Raw genomic sequence first — 17,682 nt, forward strand, 5'->3', positions numbered from 1 at the left:
GGCAGGCTTCGCTTTTGGCAGTTGGCCTCTTTCAGGAAGTGAAGTACTTCGTTGCGACGTTCATCTTCGCCTTCCTCGGTCATGGCGCACTCAAGACGGCGAAGGAAGCAGGGCGGCGACCGGATCGAGCCTCGCAGCGAACGCCGGTCATCGTCGCCGCTGCTGGCTCGGAGTAGACCTCGACCTGAGATCGCGGCTGGTCTGATCTCCAAAGAAGAGTGGCGCCGCCCCCGAGGGAGCGGCGCCACTTTCTTTTCCACCTTCGATCGCCTCATCGAACTGACTACATGATCGGAGACCGGATGTAGGTGTCAGAGCGCGCCCACGCGTCGAGGAACTGTGTGTGCACCTCGTCCGCTTCGGCATCCTTGCCCTGAGCCCGCAGCGCCCGCTCCAGCCCGAAGAGCGACCACCCGTTGTGGGGATGCTTGTACAACTCATGCTGGAACGTGTTGGCGGCTTCCTCGTAGCGTCCCGCTTCATGGAGTGCGTCACCAAGCCACTGGTGCACGGAGAAATTCAGCGGCTCGGGCTCGTCATACCGAAGCCCGTCCTCCAATTCTCCCCCGGCTTTCATGACCTCGATTGCCTCGTCGAGCTGACCGTTCGCGCGGAGAATTTCTCCCTCGAGGATCGAACCGACAACACCGAGCAGTTGCGTTGCGGTGTGCCCGCGGAACGCATCTTCAGGGTCCTCCTCGATCGCAGTCTTGATGAGGTGGAGGTACCACCGCGCGGTGCCTTCATCACCGGTACGTAAGTGGGCGTAGCCTTTGCCGAAGTCCCACAATCCTCGAAAAATTGCCCCCTCCGGCGGATTGCGGAGCGCGATGATGTCATCGAAGCGGCCAAAGCGAACCATGGTTAGGGCTTCGTAGAAATTCGCTCCACCCATGAGCTCGCCGTAGTCCTTACCAGCCTGGATCGCGACGGATCCCTGTCCGTCGTTCGACGCGGAGAACAACAGCATGTGCAGATTGTGCGACGGATAGATCGCAAAGCCCTCACCGAATTCTGCCTTGATGTCGGAATGCCACGCATCCGTGTTGGCGCGCACCGCATCGCCCCATCGACCAATCCGGTTGTATGTGTGCGACGGCATGTGCTGAATGTGGCTGGCCCCCGGGATCGACTGCCCGAGATAGTCTGCACAACCCTCTGCCATTCCCGGGGCCTCGGTCGGCTCCGTCGCGTGTATGTAGAGGTGGCACGCACCGGGATGTGTGATGTCCTGATTAAGAACGGATTCGAGCACCCGGTGAATTTCCTGCACCTCCGGATTGTTCACATCCCAACGCCCACGGCGAGGCTGGAGAAGCATGAGCGACTCACCGGCAAGAAAGCCTGCGTCGAGGTCAGTCGGATGCTGTGCGTAAGTCTTCTTGATTTCCTGTGCCCATAGTTCATCGAGCTCGCGCCTCCGGTCAACGTCATGCTCTTCCTCATACCGGACCGCCATCGCTTTGATGAGAGCACGCTCAGCATCAGTCGCGTAGTCACCGGAGACGTCTAGGGCTCGCTGGATCGCGGCATACGCTCTGGGAGCATCGGGTGCAGTCATCGGACCGTTAAGGTACGAGCCCCAGGCCCAAGCCTCACCGAAGTAGCACATCGCGCAATTCGGGTCGGCCTTCCAAGCTTCCCGAAACGAGCGTGCCGCGTCGTTCGGAGTAAAGGCGTAGAGCAATTGAATGCCCTGGTCGAAGTACAGCTGCGCCTCGGGGGACGATGTGGTTATCTCACGGGAAAATGGACCCAGACCCTTGCCGTCATGATGGAGCGGCATGGGTTCATCGAACCCCGCCGGAAGCTCAACGTCCTGAGCGGCCGCAGGGGCGACCGCAACGAGTGCAAGACAGAAGAGCAGTAAAAAGCTTCGGCGCATGATTCAGGCCTCCAGCAGAATGTGTGGTTCGGCGGTGAATCTGCTGAGCGACCGTCCGCTCGTCCACCCGGGCGGGCCTCTAGCCGATGGTCCAGCCATATCGCAGGTTGAGGTGCCGTTTCCGCCGAACCCTCTGAAGGACGATTTGAGGATGCCACGCGACGACCGTTCGAAGCTGTCCCGCCGAGCCTGGATTACCACGACTTCGGGTGTGATTGCCGCCGGGCTCGTGAGAACCCAGAGCGATGCAATCAGACTGGTGGCCGAAGAGGCGCCTCCGCAGGTGGCTGACCCTACGAAAGTGCCCGGCCGGCTCGTTTCGGGCGTTGGTTCGCGGGCGCCCGCCGAACAGCCGGAGCGCCTCATCCGTGCGGAAGCGTTGTCGTCGTCGTCCCGGACCCCCCTCGCGGACTTGATGGGGACCATCACGCCGGCCGATCTGCACTTTGAGCGGCATCACGGTGGCATCCCGGACATTCAGCTCGAAAACCACGAGTTGCTCGTTCATGGCATGGTCGACCGTCCGATGGTGTTTCGGATGTCAGATCTCATGCGTTACCCGCAGGTCTCAAGGACTCACTTCCTCGAGTGCTCAGGTAACGGCGGCGGGGTGTACAGCCAGACTCGGATGCCGACCGAGGTGACCGTGCAGGCTATGGATGGCCTTCTAAGCACCAGCGAGTGGACCGGTGTGCCGATGTCGACCATCCTGCGGGAAGTTGGAGTGCGAAGGGGCGCGAGCTGGATTCTGGCAGAGGGCGGTGATGCGGCGGTGATGTCCCGCAGCGTCCCTCTCGACAAGGTCATGGACGACTCGTTGCTCGCCTACGGACAGAACGGTGAACGAATCAGGCCTGAGCAGGGATATCCGCTCCGTCTCTTCAACCCCGGCTACGAGGGCAACACGAGCGTGAAATGGCTCCGACGCATCGAAGTCACGGATCAGCCGACACACACACGTGACGAGACCTCCAAGTACACGGACCCGCTCGGTGACGGAACGGTGCGGCAGTTTAGCCTGATGATGGATGCCAAATCCGTCATCACCTTCCCGTCGTATCCCTATGTGTTGCCGGAACAGGGGTGGTGGGAGCTCAGAGGTCTCGCATGGTCCGGACGTGGACGAATCACGCGCGTCGAAGTCAGCACCGACGGTGGACGCAACTGGGTGGATGCTGCCCTGCAGGGCCCGATCCTGTCCAAGTCTACCGTGCGTTTCCGCCATCTCTTCGATTGGAGCGGGAGCGACACGTTGATCTTGAGTCGCGCCACCGATGAGACGGGCTACGTGCAGCCGACCGTCGAACAGTTGTGGGAGGCCCGTGGGCCTCGCACGTCCTACCACCAGAACCACCAGCGCGCTTGGAAGATCGCTCGTACCGGTGAAGTCACGTTCGGACTTGGAGAGATGGTATGAGGGGGGCGAACGCGGCTTTCGTCGTCCTCACATCCACTCTTCTCATCGGGTGCAGCGGTGGGACGGAAATGGGCGGGGCAGCGCCGGATCCGAGCGTGATCCTTGGCACAGAAGAAGGACTTCCGGCCCACGCCCCCTCAACGTTCGGCTTTGGAACCGAGGCGTCTGCCGCTCGCGTGGCGATGTGGGACATCGATGTCCGACCGGACGGGGCGGGGCTACCTCCGGGAAGCGGTTCCGTGACGGAGGGTCGTACTGTGTTCATGACGCAGTGTGTTGCCTGTCACGGAGCGACCGGTGTGGAAGGTCCCAATGACAGGCTCGTGGACAGCGAGCAGTGGGACGTCTCGCCGACCACTCGAACGATCGGCAACTATTGGCCCTATGCCACCACCCTGTATGACTACATCCGGAAGGCGATGCCGCAGCTGACTCCGGGCATCCTGACGGATGATGAGGTCTACGGGGTGATCGCGTACCTCCTCTTCTTGAACGAGATCGTTCCGGAGGACGCGGTCATGGACGCGGAGAGCCTGCCCGCGGTTGAGATGCCTGCCCGCGGCAAGTTCGTCGTGGACGATCGCGTGGGCGGAATCGGCCCAGTCCGCTAGGAAGAGCGAGAGTTTCTTACCCCACCGGTTTGACGAACTCGTTCAAATCGACGGACAGCTGATTGGACATGTAGGACAGGAGCGCCTGCATTGCGATCGCCTGATTCGTGCTGTAGAGCGGTATCGAATACTCCGACTCCCCATCTCTCATAGCAGTCAGGCTCAAGGGGTGACCCTCCCGCAGACGGATCACATGTGTGGCCTCCAAGGGAATGGATGCTTCCATGGGTGAGCCCGTGGAAGCAGGGCCGGTCCACAACGCATCCGGCTCAGTCGGGTCCCCGAAGTGGATCACGTACTCGTCTTCGCCCGCCAGTGGCTCCGGTAACGCTGCCCGGATGGCAAACCCCGGGGCGAACAGGATACTCGGGTGATTGAAGCTGAGTCCGAGCGCCTGATTCGTCTGATCGAAGCTGAATCGCTCGGCCGGTGTGACGTCTGAAACGTCCCTGAGAAGGGGTGAGAAAGCGACTGTGACGACGACGTTCCCAACTCGTGTAAATGCTACGGTTCGCGCGCCCTCGAGTTGGCCTGTGGGGCCAAGCTGAATCGTGGTCGGATCTGTCCACGGCCGAAATTCTTGGACGTCCCAGACACTTTCCGGGGCGTCTACGAAGCGAAACCGGTCGGTTGCTGCGGGCGGCTGTGCGGCGGCGATACAAATCTCTCCAGAGCCTGTCTCACAGGCCTCGAGCACGGCCGGGCGAACGAAGATGGCGCCGTCGCAAGAAGCCGCTTGAGTTACTGTATTTTCGTTTTCCGCCAGTACGGAGTCGGCTCGGGCCTGGACGGCTAGGGCCGCGTCCGTAAGAAAGATCTTTATGGCCTCTCTGCCAGTGGTCCGCTGCTCCTGCAGCACCGGCGCTTGTGTCTCGATAAAGCGGCGAGCCATCAGTTCATCCGTCGCGAACCAGTCCGCGATGGCAGAGTCGAACGGATCCGACGTGTTGAGCGAGGGAACGATGCTGGCGTCTTCGATTGCGATAGCCCGCGCGATGGTGGTGAAGCGCTGGGACTGGATCGCGATCGGCCGAAGGATCTCGTCGATGACTGCGATCTCGGCCAGCGTTGTGACGCACTGGCGAGAGCGATTGATCTCTACAGTGGCCAGGTTCGCGGGAGCCTCAACCAGTTGGGCACTTAATGGGAACGCCGCGATCAGCATGGTTGCGGCTGGAAGGGTGAGGCGCACGCGTGTACTCCGGAAAGTCGTTTCGGGGGGTGTTGTCGGCGCACGATAGGCTAGGGCCTCTGCTCGGCGACCCTCTAATGGTACCGGATTCTGTGGTCGAGGGGTTCCCAACGCCCCGAGCGTTGTGCTTGACACCGGCACAGGTCGCAACCTTAACCTGTGAATCTCGTCACAATCTGCAGAGGGAAGAGTCCAACTGTGCGTGTCTCCGATGTGACCATCGAGAGAGCTGCGTCGGCGTCGATGTCGCTCGCCGTAGCGGGGACCAGGACGTCGAACTTGATTTCGGGCACGCATTAGATCTCGACTTCGACGGGGACCCCGTGATCATTGGTCTCAAGGGAATGAAAAATTCAAACTCGAAATAGAATACTTCGAAGCGGATCTGAAATTCAGAGCTGGTCCCGCATTTGACCCGGACTCTATGATGCACCGCTCGTCAAGCGGACGGCTTTCAGGATTGTCGTACGCCCCAAGCCAGCGCCGGAACTCCCGGTCCGCCACAGCACGGTGCTGCCGCTCCTCCGTGAATGCAGGTCGTCGACCATTTGTGGGGTCCACGATGAGCGAGTTCCTGAACTGGCCGTTGCATACTAGGACCGGATCACCAGCATCGATGAAGAAGTCGTCGTATCCACCGCCGCCTCCGATTTCACTGACTCTTCCCGTGGCTCCGGTCGATCCGTCCCCACCCACGGGCGATGGCTCGCGGTCCGGGTCACTCGGTTGCGCCCATGCCTCGATCAGGTTCTGACACCACACTCTCTCGCGGCGACCTCAGCCGGGGGCTGGCCCTAGGGTCTCGGGATCGGTGTCATCGTCGCGTTGGTCCAATTGCCCTGCAGGTCCGGACGTCGGTCGGTCGGCCATGCGTGGCATGAGCCACCCGTCGGCTTGCCGCGCTTCTGCCGGATCCCCGGCTCTCTTCACGACTAGCGACCTCTGGAGGCCGGGCCTCGGGCCGTCCCTTCCCAATCCGGGTCGGCGGCGCCGATCCACGTGCCGCTTGCGGCATCGAACTGAATTCCGTGCACTCGGCCGAATGCGCCGTCTCGTGGCTGTGGATTCACGTCGATTCCCAGTGCTCGCATTTCAGCCACTTCCCGATCGGTCCAGCCAATGCCCGGGGACGTCTCCGCGTTGAACCCGCCACCGAAGCCGGCGGCCACGCGAGGTTGTCCGAGCGCGGAGGGGAGGTCCATGCCGAAGTCGATGACACGGGTGATAGCGTGTACAACCGCCGGGGGTATCAGCCCACCACCGGCCGCCCCGAGGACCATCACCACCTCGCCGTCTTTGAGGACGATGAACGGATTGATGTTCGATCGAGCCCGCATACCTGGCTGGGTCATGGTGCCCAGGTAGCCGCCGAGGGTTGATGCGTAGAGGAACCCGAGGCCCGGAGTCACGACCTTTGAGCCCATGTTCGGGCCGAGCGTCTGTGTCAGCGAGACCACCATCCCGTCGGCGTCGGCGGTCGACAGGTGCGTAGTGTGTCCGCCGTAGAGGTCCCCGCGCGCCTCCAGCTCTGGCATCGGCGTCCATTCAGTGGCGGAGGCATGCCCGGGTGCCGCGATCTCGAGCGCGAGCTCTGCGGCATAATCTTTCGATGTCGCTCGCGCTGCTTCGGCGTCGGTCCCCAATACCGCGAGCTCGCGCTGCGCCAGCCGCAGTGACTGGCCTGCGATCGCGAACCACTCGGCCTCAGTCATCGAGGTGGGATCGAAGGTCTCCATAATATGGAGCGCCTGGATCGAGAGGACCCCAGCCGCGGGCACATCCGTTCCGATCAGCTCATAGCCGCGATAGGTGCCGCGAACGATGCGACTGTCCTCGGCGACATATTGCTCGAGGTCCGCCTTGTCGATGACTGCGCCGTTGGCTGCGAAGTCCGCGACCATTGCGTCCGCGATCTCTCCCTTATAGAAGACGTCGTGACCTCCGACCATGATCTTGCGCAGGGTCACCGCGTAGTCGGGCTGCCGGAGAATCTCACCTGCCCGGTGGGGAGAACCGTCGCCTTTGTAGTAGGCAGCGGCGGTCCCGGGGAACTGGAGCGCCTGTTCAGCACCGCCGGCCTGCCGCGCAGCGTCGCCGGGGAGAATTCGAAAGCCGTCCTCGGCGTATTTGATGGCCGGCTGCATTACTTGAGCGAGGGAAAGCGAGCCGTGCTCTTCGTGCAACTTGATGAGCCCTGCGAGCGCCCCAGGGATGCCGATGACCGCGTACCCGAATGACGCCTGAGGCGCCGTCTCGTGATCGTAGTCCCAGGGGGCTTGCGTGGTCCCGTCGATGCCGTGGACTTCGCCATTGGTGGTCCGGACCAGGATCTGATTCCGGCCACCGATCGAGTTCATCGTCGGTTCCACAATTGCGATCGCAAAAGCGGTGGCCACGGCCGCGTCAGCCGCGTTTCCTCCCATCTCCAATATTCTCACGCCGGCGTCAGTGGCCAGAGGGTGAGATGCCGCAACCATCCCTGCGTCAGAGCGGCCGCTCTGGCGGACCGCCTGAGCCCCGAGAAGCATGGGTGTGGTGGCGACGAACGCGAGGGTAAGGAGCCAGGGTGCTGTGCGTGCGATGCGCATCATGAGCCAGACCGAGAGAGAGGCGGGTCGAAAATAAAGCCAGCCGATTGTGGTTTGCTGGCAGTCTAACGCCCACCTCCGCCATCGGCACGGTGTTTCGGGCATCAGGTCGCAGGTAGCCCAAACTATTGTTTGGGAGGTCCCTCGCCTGAGAGTGCTAGGCGCCTATACCCGCATAGCGCTGTCGCTCCCTCCAGCCCCGTAGCAATGCCCCCGAAAGTTCTCACGTTACAATTCGCCCCCGGTGATCTCACGGGCGGACAGCCATCCGCCGTTGTGTCGATCAAGGGAAGTATCGCGCCTAGTGTGTTCACCTTTTCGCTGTTGGGATCGGATTACTTAGGGCAGGGCATCGTTGTCGGTATGCTCAGCTTGATCGTTGCCGGTCAGATGGCTGCGCTGCCTGGGAGCGCCCCGGACATGATCGCGGGCCCGAAGGGGCTACGACATCGATGGCATTTGCCACGCGGCTCACTCAGTTGTTCAGCCCGGGCTGATCTCTATTTATCCTGAGTCGCGGAACCGCGCCCGTCACGATACTTGCCGGCGACCCGGGGCGTCGCCTGGCTGGATTCCAGCAGGGCACCATGATTGGGGAGCCGGCACTTCTCGACGGGGACAGGGGAGCCGCAGCGATCTTCGCGCGGACCGCTCTGGAGATTTTCGAACTACCTTTTGCGGCGTATGTGAGCCTTACCGAAGAGGAGCCCGAGATCGCGCTCAAAGTGCAGATCGCCCTTAGTCGCGTTCTGGGCGCACGACTCCGCGGTGCGGACGCCTTGACCTGGGAACTTGATTCATGATGATCGAAGCTCGCCTTCGGGCACTTGTCGGACTCGGCCTCCTGATCGCCGTGGCCTGGGCGCTATCCTCGAAGCGGACCCAGATCTCGTGGAAGCTGGTGGGGTGGGGTCTAGGGTTGCAGGTCGCATTCGCGCTGCTCGTGCTACGCACGCCGCTCGGTGTCGCCATGTTTGACGGCTTGAATCATGTGGTGCACGCCGTCCTAGGATACGGGACCGAGGGCGCACGATTTGTCTTCGGGAATCTGGTCGGCAACGAGGTCCCAGTAGGATCGCTCGACGTCAATGGCAGTTTCGTGACCTCACCAGACACAGTCGCGAGATCCGGCGCTTTCTTCGCTTTCCGGATTCTGCCCAACATCATCTTCATCTCGTCTCTCATGACGGTGCTGTACCATCTCGGCATCATGCAGCGGGTCGTCCGCTCGGTCGCCTGGGTTATGCAGCGAACGATGAAGACCTCTGGGGCCGAAACGCTCTGTGCGGCCTCGAATATCTTCGTCGGTATGATGGAATCCCCGTTGGTGGTGAAGCCCTACATTGAGCGGATGACTGAGTCGGAGTTGATGGCCATCATGACGGCGGGGCTGGCTACAATTTCGGGTAGTGTGCTTGCGGCCTACGCAGGCATGCTCTCGCCCTTCGAGCCTGATGCCGCGGGACACTTGATCGCGGCCTCGATCATGTCGGCACCAGCGGCGTTCGTCATGGCGAAGATTCTGGTGCCGGAAACGGAAGAGCCCACCACACTCGGCCTCCTTACCGAAGATGTGGCGCGCGACGATGTGAACGTCATCGATGCGGCTGCGCGGGGCGCAGGGGAGGGGCTCCGCCTCGCCCTCGTCGTGGGGGCCATGTTAATCGCCTTTATTGCGCTCGTGTCGATGCTGAACGGTGTGATCGGCGGGGTCGGAGCCCTGGCCGGATTCGCGGACCTGACGTTGGAGCGGATTCTCGGCGGATTACTCGCTCCCGTGGCGTGGATGCTCGGCATTCCGTGGGCGGACGCCGGACTCATCGGCCAGATGATCGGCGTGGACTTCGTGCTGAACGAGTTCGTCGCGTTCGCGCGGCTCAGCGGAACACTCGCGTCCGGTCAGGCGATCGATCCCCGGTCTGTAGTGATCGGGATCTACGCGCTCACGACCTTTGCCAACTTCGGGAGCGTTGCGATGACCATCGCCGGTATCGGTGCGATCGCACCGTCCAGACGCCAAGACCTCGCCCGTCTCGGGCTCAAGTCGATGCTTGCCGGTCTTCTCGCTTCGCTCGCTACTGCCGCGGTGGCGGGAATTCTGCTGTAACGCGAGATTTTTCGTCCCCGGGCGACCAGTCGTCCTGCAGTGAACCTTTTCGAGACCGGCATGTCGGAACCGAGAAAACGCCTTATCGTCGTCGGTGATCGTGTGCTGATCCAGCCCGAAGAGGGTGAGGACCGGACTAAGGTCGGGCTCTACCTTCCGCAGACCGCCGTGGATACTCAGGCAGTCCAGGGTGGCAAGGTATTGGCGACAGGTCCTGGGAACGCGGTTGCCGCTCCCACGGAACTGGACGAGGAGCCATGGAAAATTGGCGGCACTGTTGGGGAGCCGCGATATGTGCCCCTTCAAGCACGCCACGGCGACTATGCCATCTTCTTTCGCCGGGCGGCGGTAGAGATCACGTTCGAGCGTGAGCGTTATCTGGTTGTTCCACAGGCGGCGATACTGACGCTGGTTCGCGAAGAAGAGGAAGGCGAAGAGATCCTCCCGTCGTTCTGATCGGCCCGCTGATTCTTTCCCCGAAGGTATCGTAGGATGGCACGCAGACCTGGCGGAGGTGGACGCCGCGGCCGCGGACAGAAGCGGCCCCAAGACCGTACGGTAGACCTTGATAGATACCGTCCAATCATCGCGGAATGGGAAGCGTTTTCCGAAGCGGCCGGTCGACCGGAGCCAACCGTATTTCGGATCCGCGCCGGGCAGGTTTCCGAAGCGGTGCTTCTCGAGCGACTGGCGGAGCAGGGCTTCGTAACGCGCCCGTTGACCGGGTTGCCCAGCTTTCATCAGGTCGAGCAGGCTCCTCGAGCGATCTCCCAGACCCTGGAGCACTGGCTGGGTCTCATTTACATCCAGCAAGCATCCACGGGTGTCGCGGCTCCTGAGGTCGGTGTGTCGCCCGGGCAGCGGGTCCTTGATATGTGCTCGGCTCCCGGTGGGAAAACGACGCACCTCGCCGAGTTGATGGGTGACAGGGGGTGCCTCGTCGCTGGCGAGATCAGTGAGCCCCGCATCCGAGGGCTTCTCGGCAACGTGTACCGGCTCGGGCATCCGAACATTTTGGTCGTGGCGGGCGATGGCCGGGAGTTTCCTGAGGGAGCTTTGTTTGACCACGTGCTCTTGGATGCCCCGTGTTCCGGAGAAGGCACGCTACGCCGAAGCGGTGGCCAGGCGCCCAATCAATCGAGCTCGTTTCTCGGATACGTCACCGCGGCTCAACGGAGCCTACTCGAAAAGGCAGTTCGGTTGACCCGTCCGGGTGGAACGATTCTGTACGTGACCTGCACCTTCTCTCCCGAGGAGAACGAGGCCGTCGTCAGCGAAGCACTGGGACGACTGCCGATCGAGCTAGAGCCACTGGAGTTGCCGGTGCCTCACGCACGCGGTGTTACCTCATGGGATGGGAAAAAGTTCGACCCTCGTGTCGAAGGCGCGGCCCGGATCTACCCGCACCACTTCGACTCCGGCGGCCTCTTCCTTGCGCGTCTTCGTCGCCTCGATGATGGCGATGAGGGGTCATCTTCTGGCTGGGGGGCGGTTCCGACTAGGTTCCCGGACGAGGAGGTGCGGCCTCCCAATATCGACGGCCCCGAGTCGGACGCGGCGAGTCTGGAGGAGCGCGACGTCGAGTTGTTGGACTCCGGCATGGCAGATCTGGCCGCCCGATATGGTGTCCCTGCCGCACCCGATGTTCGCCGGTGGATCCTGCGGGGTGGACGCGCATGGATGCACACGCTCAATGAGTGGCCCTTGAACGTATGGGAACCGGGGCCCTGGCGCCCGATCTCGGTCGGCTTCCGCGCGATCGATTTCGACAGCCAGGGACGGCCCCGACCCACCAACGATCTGCTCCGTTGGCTGGGAACCGCGGTGACCGATCGAGTCATCGACCTGGACGCAGCTTCCTTGAAGTCGGTGCTGGAACGTCAGCCGATCCCGACTGACATCGAAGCGCGTGGGCCCGTCGCTCTCTCGTGGCGGGGTGACGTCATCGGGCGCGGGGCCGTGACGGGTGACGGACTCAAGAGCGAGATCCCGAAGGCCCGTGCCGCGGATCTGCTCAGACTTCTCTGAGTCGGTCTGCCGCGAGCCAGGTCGCGAAAGCGGTGTCAGCGGGAGCGAGTGAGTACTCACTCAGTTCATCCAGCGAGAACCACCGGACCTCTTTGTGCTCGATCGCTTTGGGCTCCCCCTCTACCACGACCGGGTAGAATTCGATCACGAAGGGGGATCCCTCTTCCCGAATCGTCGTGAGTCGTTCTCCGACCGCGGTGACCACTACCGAGAGCTCCTCTTTGAGCTCCCGATGAGCGGCCTCGGCTGCGGTTTCCGCACCGTCGAGCTTGCCGCCCGGGAACTCCCAGAGGCCCCCGTGCCGCTTCTCGGCCGGACGCAGTCCTAGAAGCAATCTCCCGCCCCGCTCGATGACGGCCGCGACCACTTGGATCGGTCTCACTGAGTCAGCGGGGTCATTGAAGGTTGATGGCGATCGCCGTTGCAATCGAAACGGCGCCGAGCGCGACGAGTCCAAGGTAGAGGGGTACCGTGAATTTCATCCATTCTTCGTAGCGAACGCCCGCCGCGGCGAGGATCGCCATGAGTGCCCCGTTCGTTGGCGTGATGAGATCGCATAAGCCCGCACCGTACTGATAGGCGAGAACGATGACTTGTCTGGACAGACCAAGTAGGTCAGCGAGCGGCACCAGGATTGGCATGGTCAGCACCGCCTGCCCACTGACGCTCGGCACGGGCACATGGAGGAGGGCCTGTCCCACCATCATCCCGAGGGCAGAAGCCAGTTTGGGCAGGCTCTCCAGCGGTGAAAACATCCCGTTGACGATGGTGTCGATGACCAGTCCCTCTTCCAGTACGATCGAAATGGCGCGAGCGAATCCGATCAGGAGGGCCGCGTAGGCCATGGCGTGGAAGCCCTTTACGTATGCTTCCGCCGTTCCCTGAACGCCCATTCGGGCGACTCCTCCTACGAGGACGCCCATTATGAAGAAGGTGGCGGACATCTCATTGAAGTCCCATCCCCACTGCTGCAGCCCGACGACCATGAGGCCGAAGGTGCCCGCGACCATCCCCAGAATCACGCTGTCCCGTCCAGTCATGGATGAGCCCAAGTCTTCTCCGAAGTCTTCCGGTGTCCCACGAGTCGCGGCCGCGTAGCGCATCGTCATGCCGATCCAGAAGACGAGAGCCAGGATCAGAAAGGCGATCCGGAATAGAGCACCTGACGTGGGGGCGACCTCGGCTGCTTTCTGAGCGATCTGGACCTGAAAGGGATTGATCGGACTGAACGCCGATCCGACGAACGCAGCGCCAGCACTCATCGCGACCGCCACCAGCGGTTTGAAGCCCATGCGGGAGACGAGAATCATCAGTACTGGGATCAGCGGAATGATCTCTTCTTGCAGGTTCTGGACGACGCCGCCCATCGCGAAGAAGAACGAGACCACAGGCACGATGAGTAGGTCTCGGCCCTTCATTGAGCGGACCAGCGAAGGGATCGCTCGCCTCAGCGTCCCCGTTTCGTCAACGACGGTGAACGCTCCGCCGATCAGGAAGATGAGGAAGATCACCTCTCCCGCTGCGAGCATCCCTTTCGGGAGAGCGACCATTGCCTCGAACAAATTGACCGGATCAGCCTCCACCGCCTGATACGACCCGGGGACGACCAGCGTACGCCCGGTCACAGGGTCGTCGCGTCGGTCGAATTGGCCGGCCGGGAGTACATAGCTCGCCGCGGCGGCGAGGAGCACACAACCCGTCAGCAGCGCGAGCGGATGAGGGATGCGCATTCGCGGTGACTCGCTCATGGTGTGTCTTTTCTTTGGGGGAGGGTCTGTGAGTCGGCCGCGAGTAGGGTCGCGATAATGGTTCGAACTATGGCGACGTACTCGCCAGCATCGACGCACTCGAAGTCGTCCGTCGGGCGAGGATAGTCAGAGTGATCTTCGACGCCGAAGTAGCCGACCGCGCCGGCGATGAACAGGGTTCGCAGATGCATGCGTGCCAGCTTGGGGGTCCCCGAAGGCTTCCGCCAGCACTTGGAAGCTATGACCACCTCTGACCTTCGGACCAACAGTGGAGCGACTCTTCTGACAGTTCTTCATAGGTTGGCCCGCCGGGAGACGGTTGCCGCACACCTAGCAAGGCTAGTCTGTTACTTGCGGCGGCGCTCGACAGCACCGTCAGCGTCCAGTCCGGCTTCTGTTTGTGGAACACACTGCGTAAAATGGTATGCATCGACACATTGAGAGCAACCGAGACGGTCAGGCCGTCCAGAACGTTCGTTCCGAGGACAACTGCGGGTAGACTCAGTGGGATGCCTAGCAGAATTTTGCGACGGAGGAGTCCCGCGGTGTCGTGCCGATGGACCGGGCTGGTCCTCGCGGCGGCGGTTGGAGTGTGCTCGCCGGCATTGGCTCAGGACTCGGCACAATCCGATCGCGATGGCCCCGGCATCCTGGGAGTGCCTTCAGAACGATCTCGGGCGATTCTTGGTGGCTGGGGCATGCACCCTTTCGAGCCCCAGTTTCCCGAGCTGGATTGGACCTCCGGGTTCGGTCTCGCGGTGGGGCAGTACTACGCAGTGACCTTCGTAAACTCATATGGTAATCGAGGTTTCATTGGCGCCCTAGAACGATACTGGGGCACCGCCAGCATAGGACTGGTCGACGTGGGTGTCGGCTATCGAGTCGGCCTAGTTACCGGGTACGATGAGCGATTGTTCACACTCGCCAATTACACTCCGGTGCTGCCTTTCGCCGGTCTGTTGGTCTCGGTGGACATCGGACCCCTCGGCATTGAGTCGGTCTACGTGTACAAGGCGATCACGCTCGAGGCGTCACTCCGCCTCAGTTAGACGCCGGTACTCTGCTCAGGGCAATGCGTCGGTGCGGTGATCTTCCGTGGTCACGGCGACCGGTACTCTGCGGGCTCAAGATTTCACGACGTTATCGACGAGGCTCCCAAGGTATGCCTGGCTCCACTCGTTAGAGCCCACGGAGCAGATGACGAGGTAGCGTCGGGCGACTTACGGCTGCACGCAGCCTGCAGGAGAATGGGTCTGCGCGTTGAGCGCAGGCCCTGCCGTTCATAGCTTGTTGCGCGACTCGCCGAGAGTCGCTTTGCGCCTGTAGCTCAGTTGGATAGAGCATCGGCCTTCTAAGCCGAATGTCGTAGGTTCGAGTCCTACCAGGCGCGTTCATGTCGTTGAGTACATCGAAGCCGGATGCGGATCGCTGGGTTGTGCGCTTCTGCACTTGTCCGGTCGAAGTCGAGTCTGCCGCTAAAGGGGATTGGTTCGTGACGCCCAATCACCATCGTCTGCCCCCTAGCTCGCTGGCTCCCCCCGCAGTAGACCTGACCCGCCATGTCGAGGACGCAGGAGTGGACGCGTCCTAGTGTCGCCCAGGCCGAGCTGGCCTAGCGGTAGGTAGTGTCCTCCTGATCGAGGGTACGCGTGTGTTCGCTATCTGCGGTCACGGCGACGATCAGGCTTCGGTATCTCGGGCAGGCCTACGCCACTCTCGCTGCATGCGGCGAGAGCGATGAGGCTGACAGCTTGGAATCACATACAAGCGCTTCGTTTCACTCAAGCATCTTCGACCGAATGTTCACGCCTGCCTCCAGGGTGCGATGCACGGGGCAGCGATCTGCAATCTCCATGAGACGTTCCCGTTGTTCATCGTTCAAGTTGCCAACGAGTTCGATCTCTCGGTCCACGGTATCCAGCTGCGGCGCGGGAAGGCGCCGATGGCATAGCCGAACGATGGCCTGATCAAGGGGCCACCCCTTCCGACCAGCGTACATCTGAAGCGTCATCGACGTGCACGATCCGAGCCCGGCTAGAAGAAATTCGTACGGGTTCGGCCCCAGGTCTTCTCCACCAAAACTCTTGGGTTCGTCTGCAGCGAGCCGGTGTTTCCGGATCACAACATCCGTGAAGAAGGTGCCCCGCTCCGTGCGGGTCACTGCGCGGTCTTTCTCTACGAGGTCACTCAGGTCCTCCCCGGACTTGTCCAGATATCGGTCTGCCCAGGCCGAAAGAAGTCCGGCGACATAGCGAGAGTCTTCGGGGTCCGACAGCAGGTGGTCGGCTGTGTCGAGCGACACGAAACTTTTGGGGTGTCGGGCCACTTGGTACAGGTGCGCCGCATTGTCGATCCCGACCACTTCATCAATAGGTGAATGGAAAATCAACAAAGCGCGTTCTAGGCCCGCGACCGTGCTGTCCATACGCGTCGCCTTAAGATCATTAAGAAACTGCTTATTGATCCTGAACGGTCGTCCGCCGACCTCTACGGTTGCCTCTCCGACAGCTTCGATCTCTTCCCTCGAGGACACGACGTGATCAAGCACGTGCTTCGAGTCGGCCGGAGCGCCAATGGTGGCGACAGCGCGAACGGAGTCCAAGGCGCTCGCCACCTGCAGAATCGCGGTACCCCCAAGGGAATGGCCTACGAGAAGTGAGGGCGCCTCGAGCTCCGCTTCCATGTACCGCGTCGCTGCTAGGATGTCGTCGACGTTGGACGAGGGGTTCGTGTCAGCGAAGTCGCCTTCGCTTTCCCCCAGACCGGTGAAGTCAAAGCGGAGCACCCCGATCCCAACCTTCGACAGGGCGCGTGTGATCTCTACCGCCGCTTGTAAATTATTGGAGCAGGTGAAACAGTGCGCGAAAAGGGCCCATCCCCGTGGAGTGCCCGAGCTAGGCCGCTCTACCTGGGCGGAGAGACGCGCCCCCGTTGAGCTGGAGAATTCAACGCGTTCTGTCGACATCAGGCGGACTCCCAGGGGTTGGACCAGGCGCATGCCGCGGTGATCCGAGTTTGAGCCGGGATGGTATATCGTTCTCAGGACCTTAAACAGTACCAGAAGCCTCGGGGCCCGATCGACTTGCGCCCGACCTCTTGGCCACTCAACGAAGGCCAGATCCGGCTTTACCGCCACCATGGCTTTTACTAGATTTTCCGGCTCAGGCGGAAACGACTGAGTGCTTTGCCTTCGTGGTCAGTAAGATGGACGACCTTGAAGGTTCTTTGGTGGGCGTAGCTCAGTTGGTTAGAGCGCCGGATTGTGGTTCCGGAGGTCGCCGGTTCAATTCCGGTCGTCCACCCTGGAAAGCCTGTAACAAAAGGGTTTCCAACAGGTCGGGGCAGCATGCCAAGGGGATGAAAAAGAATTCTCGGCGAGGTGTTGACCCCCTTCGGGGCCCTTGGTATACTTTTGGCTCGCAGCAAACGGCTGAATTACCGCCGAGCGCTGCGTTTTGCTCGAAAAGGGTTCACCAAATAGTCGCTTCGGCGGCGTTGGGGCCCTCGGCTGAGCCACACAAGTTTTTTGAAAATCGAGGTTTTGAGTGTATTGAGCGGGCCTGAATCGATAGGCGCTTCGTCCTATCGAGTTCGACCTTCGGGTTGATCAGGTCAAAACAACGAAGATTCCGAATGCTCGATCAAGTACAAAGACAACACATAGTACAGGTCGCGTTCGATTTTTAGAGCTATTTATCAAGCTATTTCTCAATGGAGAGTTTGATCCTGGCTCAGGATGAACGCTGGCGGCGTGCTTAACACATGCAAGTCGAACGAGGGCCCGGAGCTTGCTCCGGTGACCCGAGTGGCGAACGGGTGAGTAACACGTGACCAACCTGTCCAAGGGTGAGGGACAACCCGGTGAAAACTGGGCTAATACCGCATGATGTCACACTTCCGCATGGTTGTGTGATCAAAGAGGGCCTCTGCTTGCATGCTCTCGCCCATGGAGGGGGTCGCGACGTATCAGTTTGTTGGTGGGGTAATGGCCTACCAAGACTACGACGCGTAGCGGATCTGAGAGGATGATCCGTCACATTGGGACTGAGATACGGCCCAGACTCCTACGGGAGGCAGCAGTGGGGAATATTGCGCAATGGGCGAAA

At 61.5% G+C, this 17,682-nt stretch carries 15 protein-coding genes, 2 tRNA genes and 1 rRNA gene; 10 read left to right on the forward strand and 8 right to left on the reverse strand.

Annotation, left to right across the window (positions count from 1 at the left end; all coding sequences use genetic code 11):
• Positions 1–283 precede the first annotated feature (283 nt).
• Positions 284–1,885, reverse strand: coding sequence for a tetratricopeptide repeat protein (locus OSA81_12510; GenBank protein MDE0899832.1), 1,602 nt, complete (start codon positions 1,883–1,885; stop codon positions 284–286).
• 151 nt (positions 1,886–2,036) lie between these two features.
• Here OSA81_12510 and soxC point away from each other — a divergent pair, with 151 nt between their 5' ends.
• Entirely contained in the window at positions 2,037–3,302 is a 1,266-nt protein-coding gene (soxC, locus tag OSA81_12515) for a sulfite dehydrogenase (GenBank protein ID MDE0899833.1), read from the forward strand.
• The gene (locus tag OSA81_12520; protein MDE0899834.1) at positions 3,299–3,913 is read left to right on the forward strand and encodes a cytochrome c; all 615 of its coding nucleotides are present in this window, start codon (positions 3,299–3,301) and stop codon (positions 3,911–3,913) included. The genes soxC and OSA81_12520 overlap by 4 nt, the downstream gene beginning before the upstream one ends.
• 16 nt (positions 3,914–3,929) lie before the next feature.
• Here the strand turns inward: OSA81_12520 and OSA81_12525 are convergent, their stop codons facing one another.
• The 3 genes from OSA81_12525 to OSA81_12535 form a co-directional block, all read right to left on the reverse strand.
• Positions 3,930–5,105 (reverse strand): hypothetical protein, encoded by a 1,176-nt coding sequence (locus OSA81_12525; protein ID MDE0899835.1) that lies wholly within the window; start codon positions 5,103–5,105, stop codon positions 3,930–3,932.
• 152 nt (positions 5,106–5,257) lie between these two features.
• Positions 5,258–5,398, reverse strand: coding sequence for a hypothetical protein (locus OSA81_12530; protein MDE0899836.1), 141 nt, complete (start codon positions 5,396–5,398; stop codon positions 5,258–5,260).
• A gap of 639 nt (positions 5,399–6,037) precedes the next feature.
• Complete coding sequence (locus OSA81_12535) at positions 6,038–7,696, reverse strand: gamma-glutamyltransferase (protein ID MDE0899837.1); 1,659 nt, start codon at positions 7,694–7,696, stop codon at positions 6,038–6,040.
• Positions 7,697–8,280: 584 nt separating this feature from the next.
• Between OSA81_12535 and OSA81_12540 the strand changes: the two genes are divergently transcribed.
• Genes OSA81_12540 through OSA81_12555 form a run of 4 tightly spaced genes read left to right on the forward strand, consistent with a single transcriptional unit; the run spans position 8,281 to position 11,828 of the window.
• Positions 8,281–8,496: a hypothetical protein gene (locus OSA81_12540; GenBank protein MDE0899838.1), complete on the forward strand. Its 216-nt coding sequence runs from the start codon at positions 8,281–8,283 to the stop codon at positions 8,494–8,496.
• Entirely contained in the window at positions 8,493–9,800 is a 1,308-nt protein-coding gene (locus OSA81_12545) for a hypothetical protein (GenBank protein ID MDE0899839.1), read from the forward strand. The genes OSA81_12540 and OSA81_12545 overlap by 4 nt, the downstream gene beginning before the upstream one ends.
• Positions 9,801–9,860: 60 nt before the next feature.
• Positions 9,861–10,256: a co-chaperone GroES family protein gene (locus tag OSA81_12550; protein MDE0899840.1), complete on the forward strand. Its 396-nt coding sequence runs from the start codon at positions 9,861–9,863 to the stop codon at positions 10,254–10,256.
• A gap of 36 nt (positions 10,257–10,292) precedes the next feature.
• On the forward strand, positions 10,293–11,828 hold the full coding sequence (locus OSA81_12555; GenBank protein ID MDE0899841.1) for an RsmB/NOP family class I SAM-dependent RNA methyltransferase: 1,536 nt from the start codon (positions 10,293–10,295) through the stop codon (positions 11,826–11,828).
• Here the strand turns inward: OSA81_12555 and OSA81_12560 are convergent.
• The 3 genes from OSA81_12560 to OSA81_12570 are packed head-to-tail and all read right to left on the reverse strand — an operon-like array spanning position 11,815 to position 13,767.
• Positions 11,815–12,210, reverse strand: coding sequence for an NUDIX domain-containing protein (locus OSA81_12560; protein MDE0899842.1), 396 nt, complete (start codon positions 12,208–12,210; stop codon positions 11,815–11,817). The two genes, OSA81_12555 and OSA81_12560, sit on opposite strands and share 14 nt — an antisense overlap.
• Positions 12,211–12,223: 13 nt before the next feature.
• Positions 12,224–13,576, reverse strand: a complete 1,353-nt coding sequence (locus OSA81_12565; GenBank protein MDE0899843.1) for a hypothetical protein — start codon at positions 13,574–13,576, stop codon at positions 12,224–12,226.
• A complete protein-coding gene (locus tag OSA81_12570) occupies positions 13,573–13,767 on the reverse strand; it encodes a hypothetical protein (GenBank protein MDE0899844.1) in 195 nt (64 codons plus the stop codon). The genes OSA81_12565 and OSA81_12570 overlap by 4 nt, the downstream gene beginning before the upstream one ends.
• 354 nt (positions 13,768–14,121) lie before the next feature.
• Between OSA81_12570 and OSA81_12575 the strand changes: the two genes are divergently transcribed.
• Both OSA81_12575 and OSA81_12580 read left to right on the forward strand, forming a co-directional pair.
• Entirely contained in the window at positions 14,122–14,625 is a 504-nt protein-coding gene (locus OSA81_12575) for a hypothetical protein (protein MDE0899845.1), read from the forward strand.
• A 267-nt stretch (positions 14,626–14,892) separates the two neighbouring features.
• A tRNA-Arg gene (locus OSA81_12580) sits at positions 14,893–14,966 on the forward strand.
• A 387-nt stretch (positions 14,967–15,353) separates the two neighbouring features.
• On the opposite strand, the gene OSA81_12585 is transcribed toward OSA81_12580, so the two are convergent.
• Positions 15,354–16,541, reverse strand: coding sequence for an alpha/beta fold hydrolase (locus OSA81_12585; GenBank protein MDE0899846.1), 1,188 nt, complete (start codon positions 16,539–16,541; stop codon positions 15,354–15,356).
• 263 nt (positions 16,542–16,804) lie between these two features.
• On the opposite strand from OSA81_12585, the gene OSA81_12590 reads away from it, so the two are divergent.
• A tRNA-His gene (locus tag OSA81_12590) sits at positions 16,805–16,878 on the forward strand.
• Positions 16,879–17,284: 406 nt separating this feature from the next.
• Positions 17,285–17,682, forward strand: a 16S ribosomal RNA gene (locus tag OSA81_12595); the annotation flags it as partial.

It is taken from the genome of Longimicrobiales bacterium, from assembly GCA_028823235.1.
Taxonomy (GTDB): Bacteria; Gemmatimonadota; Gemmatimonadetes; order Longimicrobiales; family Gaopeijiaceae; genus UBA2589.

What these genes read in the sequence shown, in the direction of transcription:
- OSA81_12550 (MDE0899840.1), top strand. Translation starts at nt 9,861, where the DNA reads ATGTCGGAACCGAGAAAACGCCTTATCGTCGTCGGTGATCGTGTGCTG.
- OSA81_12545 (MDE0899839.1), top strand. Translation starts at nt 8,493, where the DNA reads ATGATGATCGAAGCTCGCCTTCGGGCACTTGTCGGACTCGGCCTCCTG.
- OSA81_12520 (MDE0899834.1), top strand. Translation starts at nt 3,299, where the DNA reads ATGAGGGGGGCGAACGCGGCTTTCGTCGTCCTCACATCCACTCTTCTC.
- OSA81_12540 (MDE0899838.1), top strand. Translation starts at nt 8,281, where the DNA reads ATGATTGGGGAGCCGGCACTTCTCGACGGGGACAGGGGAGCCGCAGCG.
- OSA81_12570 (MDE0899844.1), bottom strand. Translation starts at nt 13,767, where the DNA reads ATGCATCTGCGAACCCTGTTCATCGCCGGCGCGGTCGGCTACTTCGGC.
- OSA81_12510 (MDE0899832.1), bottom strand. Translation starts at nt 1,885, where the DNA reads ATGCGCCGAAGCTTTTTACTGCTCTTCTGTCTTGCACTCGTTGCGGTC.
- soxC (MDE0899833.1), top strand. Translation starts at nt 2,037, where the DNA reads ATGCCACGCGACGACCGTTCGAAGCTGTCCCGCCGAGCCTGGATTACC.
- OSA81_12585 (MDE0899846.1), bottom strand. Translation starts at nt 16,541, where the DNA reads ATGTCGACAGAACGCGTTGAATTCTCCAGCTCAACGGGGGCGCGTCTC.
- OSA81_12555 (MDE0899841.1), top strand. Translation starts at nt 10,293, where the DNA reads ATGGCACGCAGACCTGGCGGAGGTGGACGCCGCGGCCGCGGACAGAAG.
- OSA81_12535 (MDE0899837.1), bottom strand. Translation starts at nt 7,696, where the DNA reads ATGATGCGCATCGCACGCACAGCACCCTGGCTCCTTACCCTCGCGTTC.
- OSA81_12565 (MDE0899843.1), bottom strand. Translation starts at nt 13,576, where the DNA reads ATGAGCGAGTCACCGCGAATGCGCATCCCTCATCCGCTCGCGCTGCTG.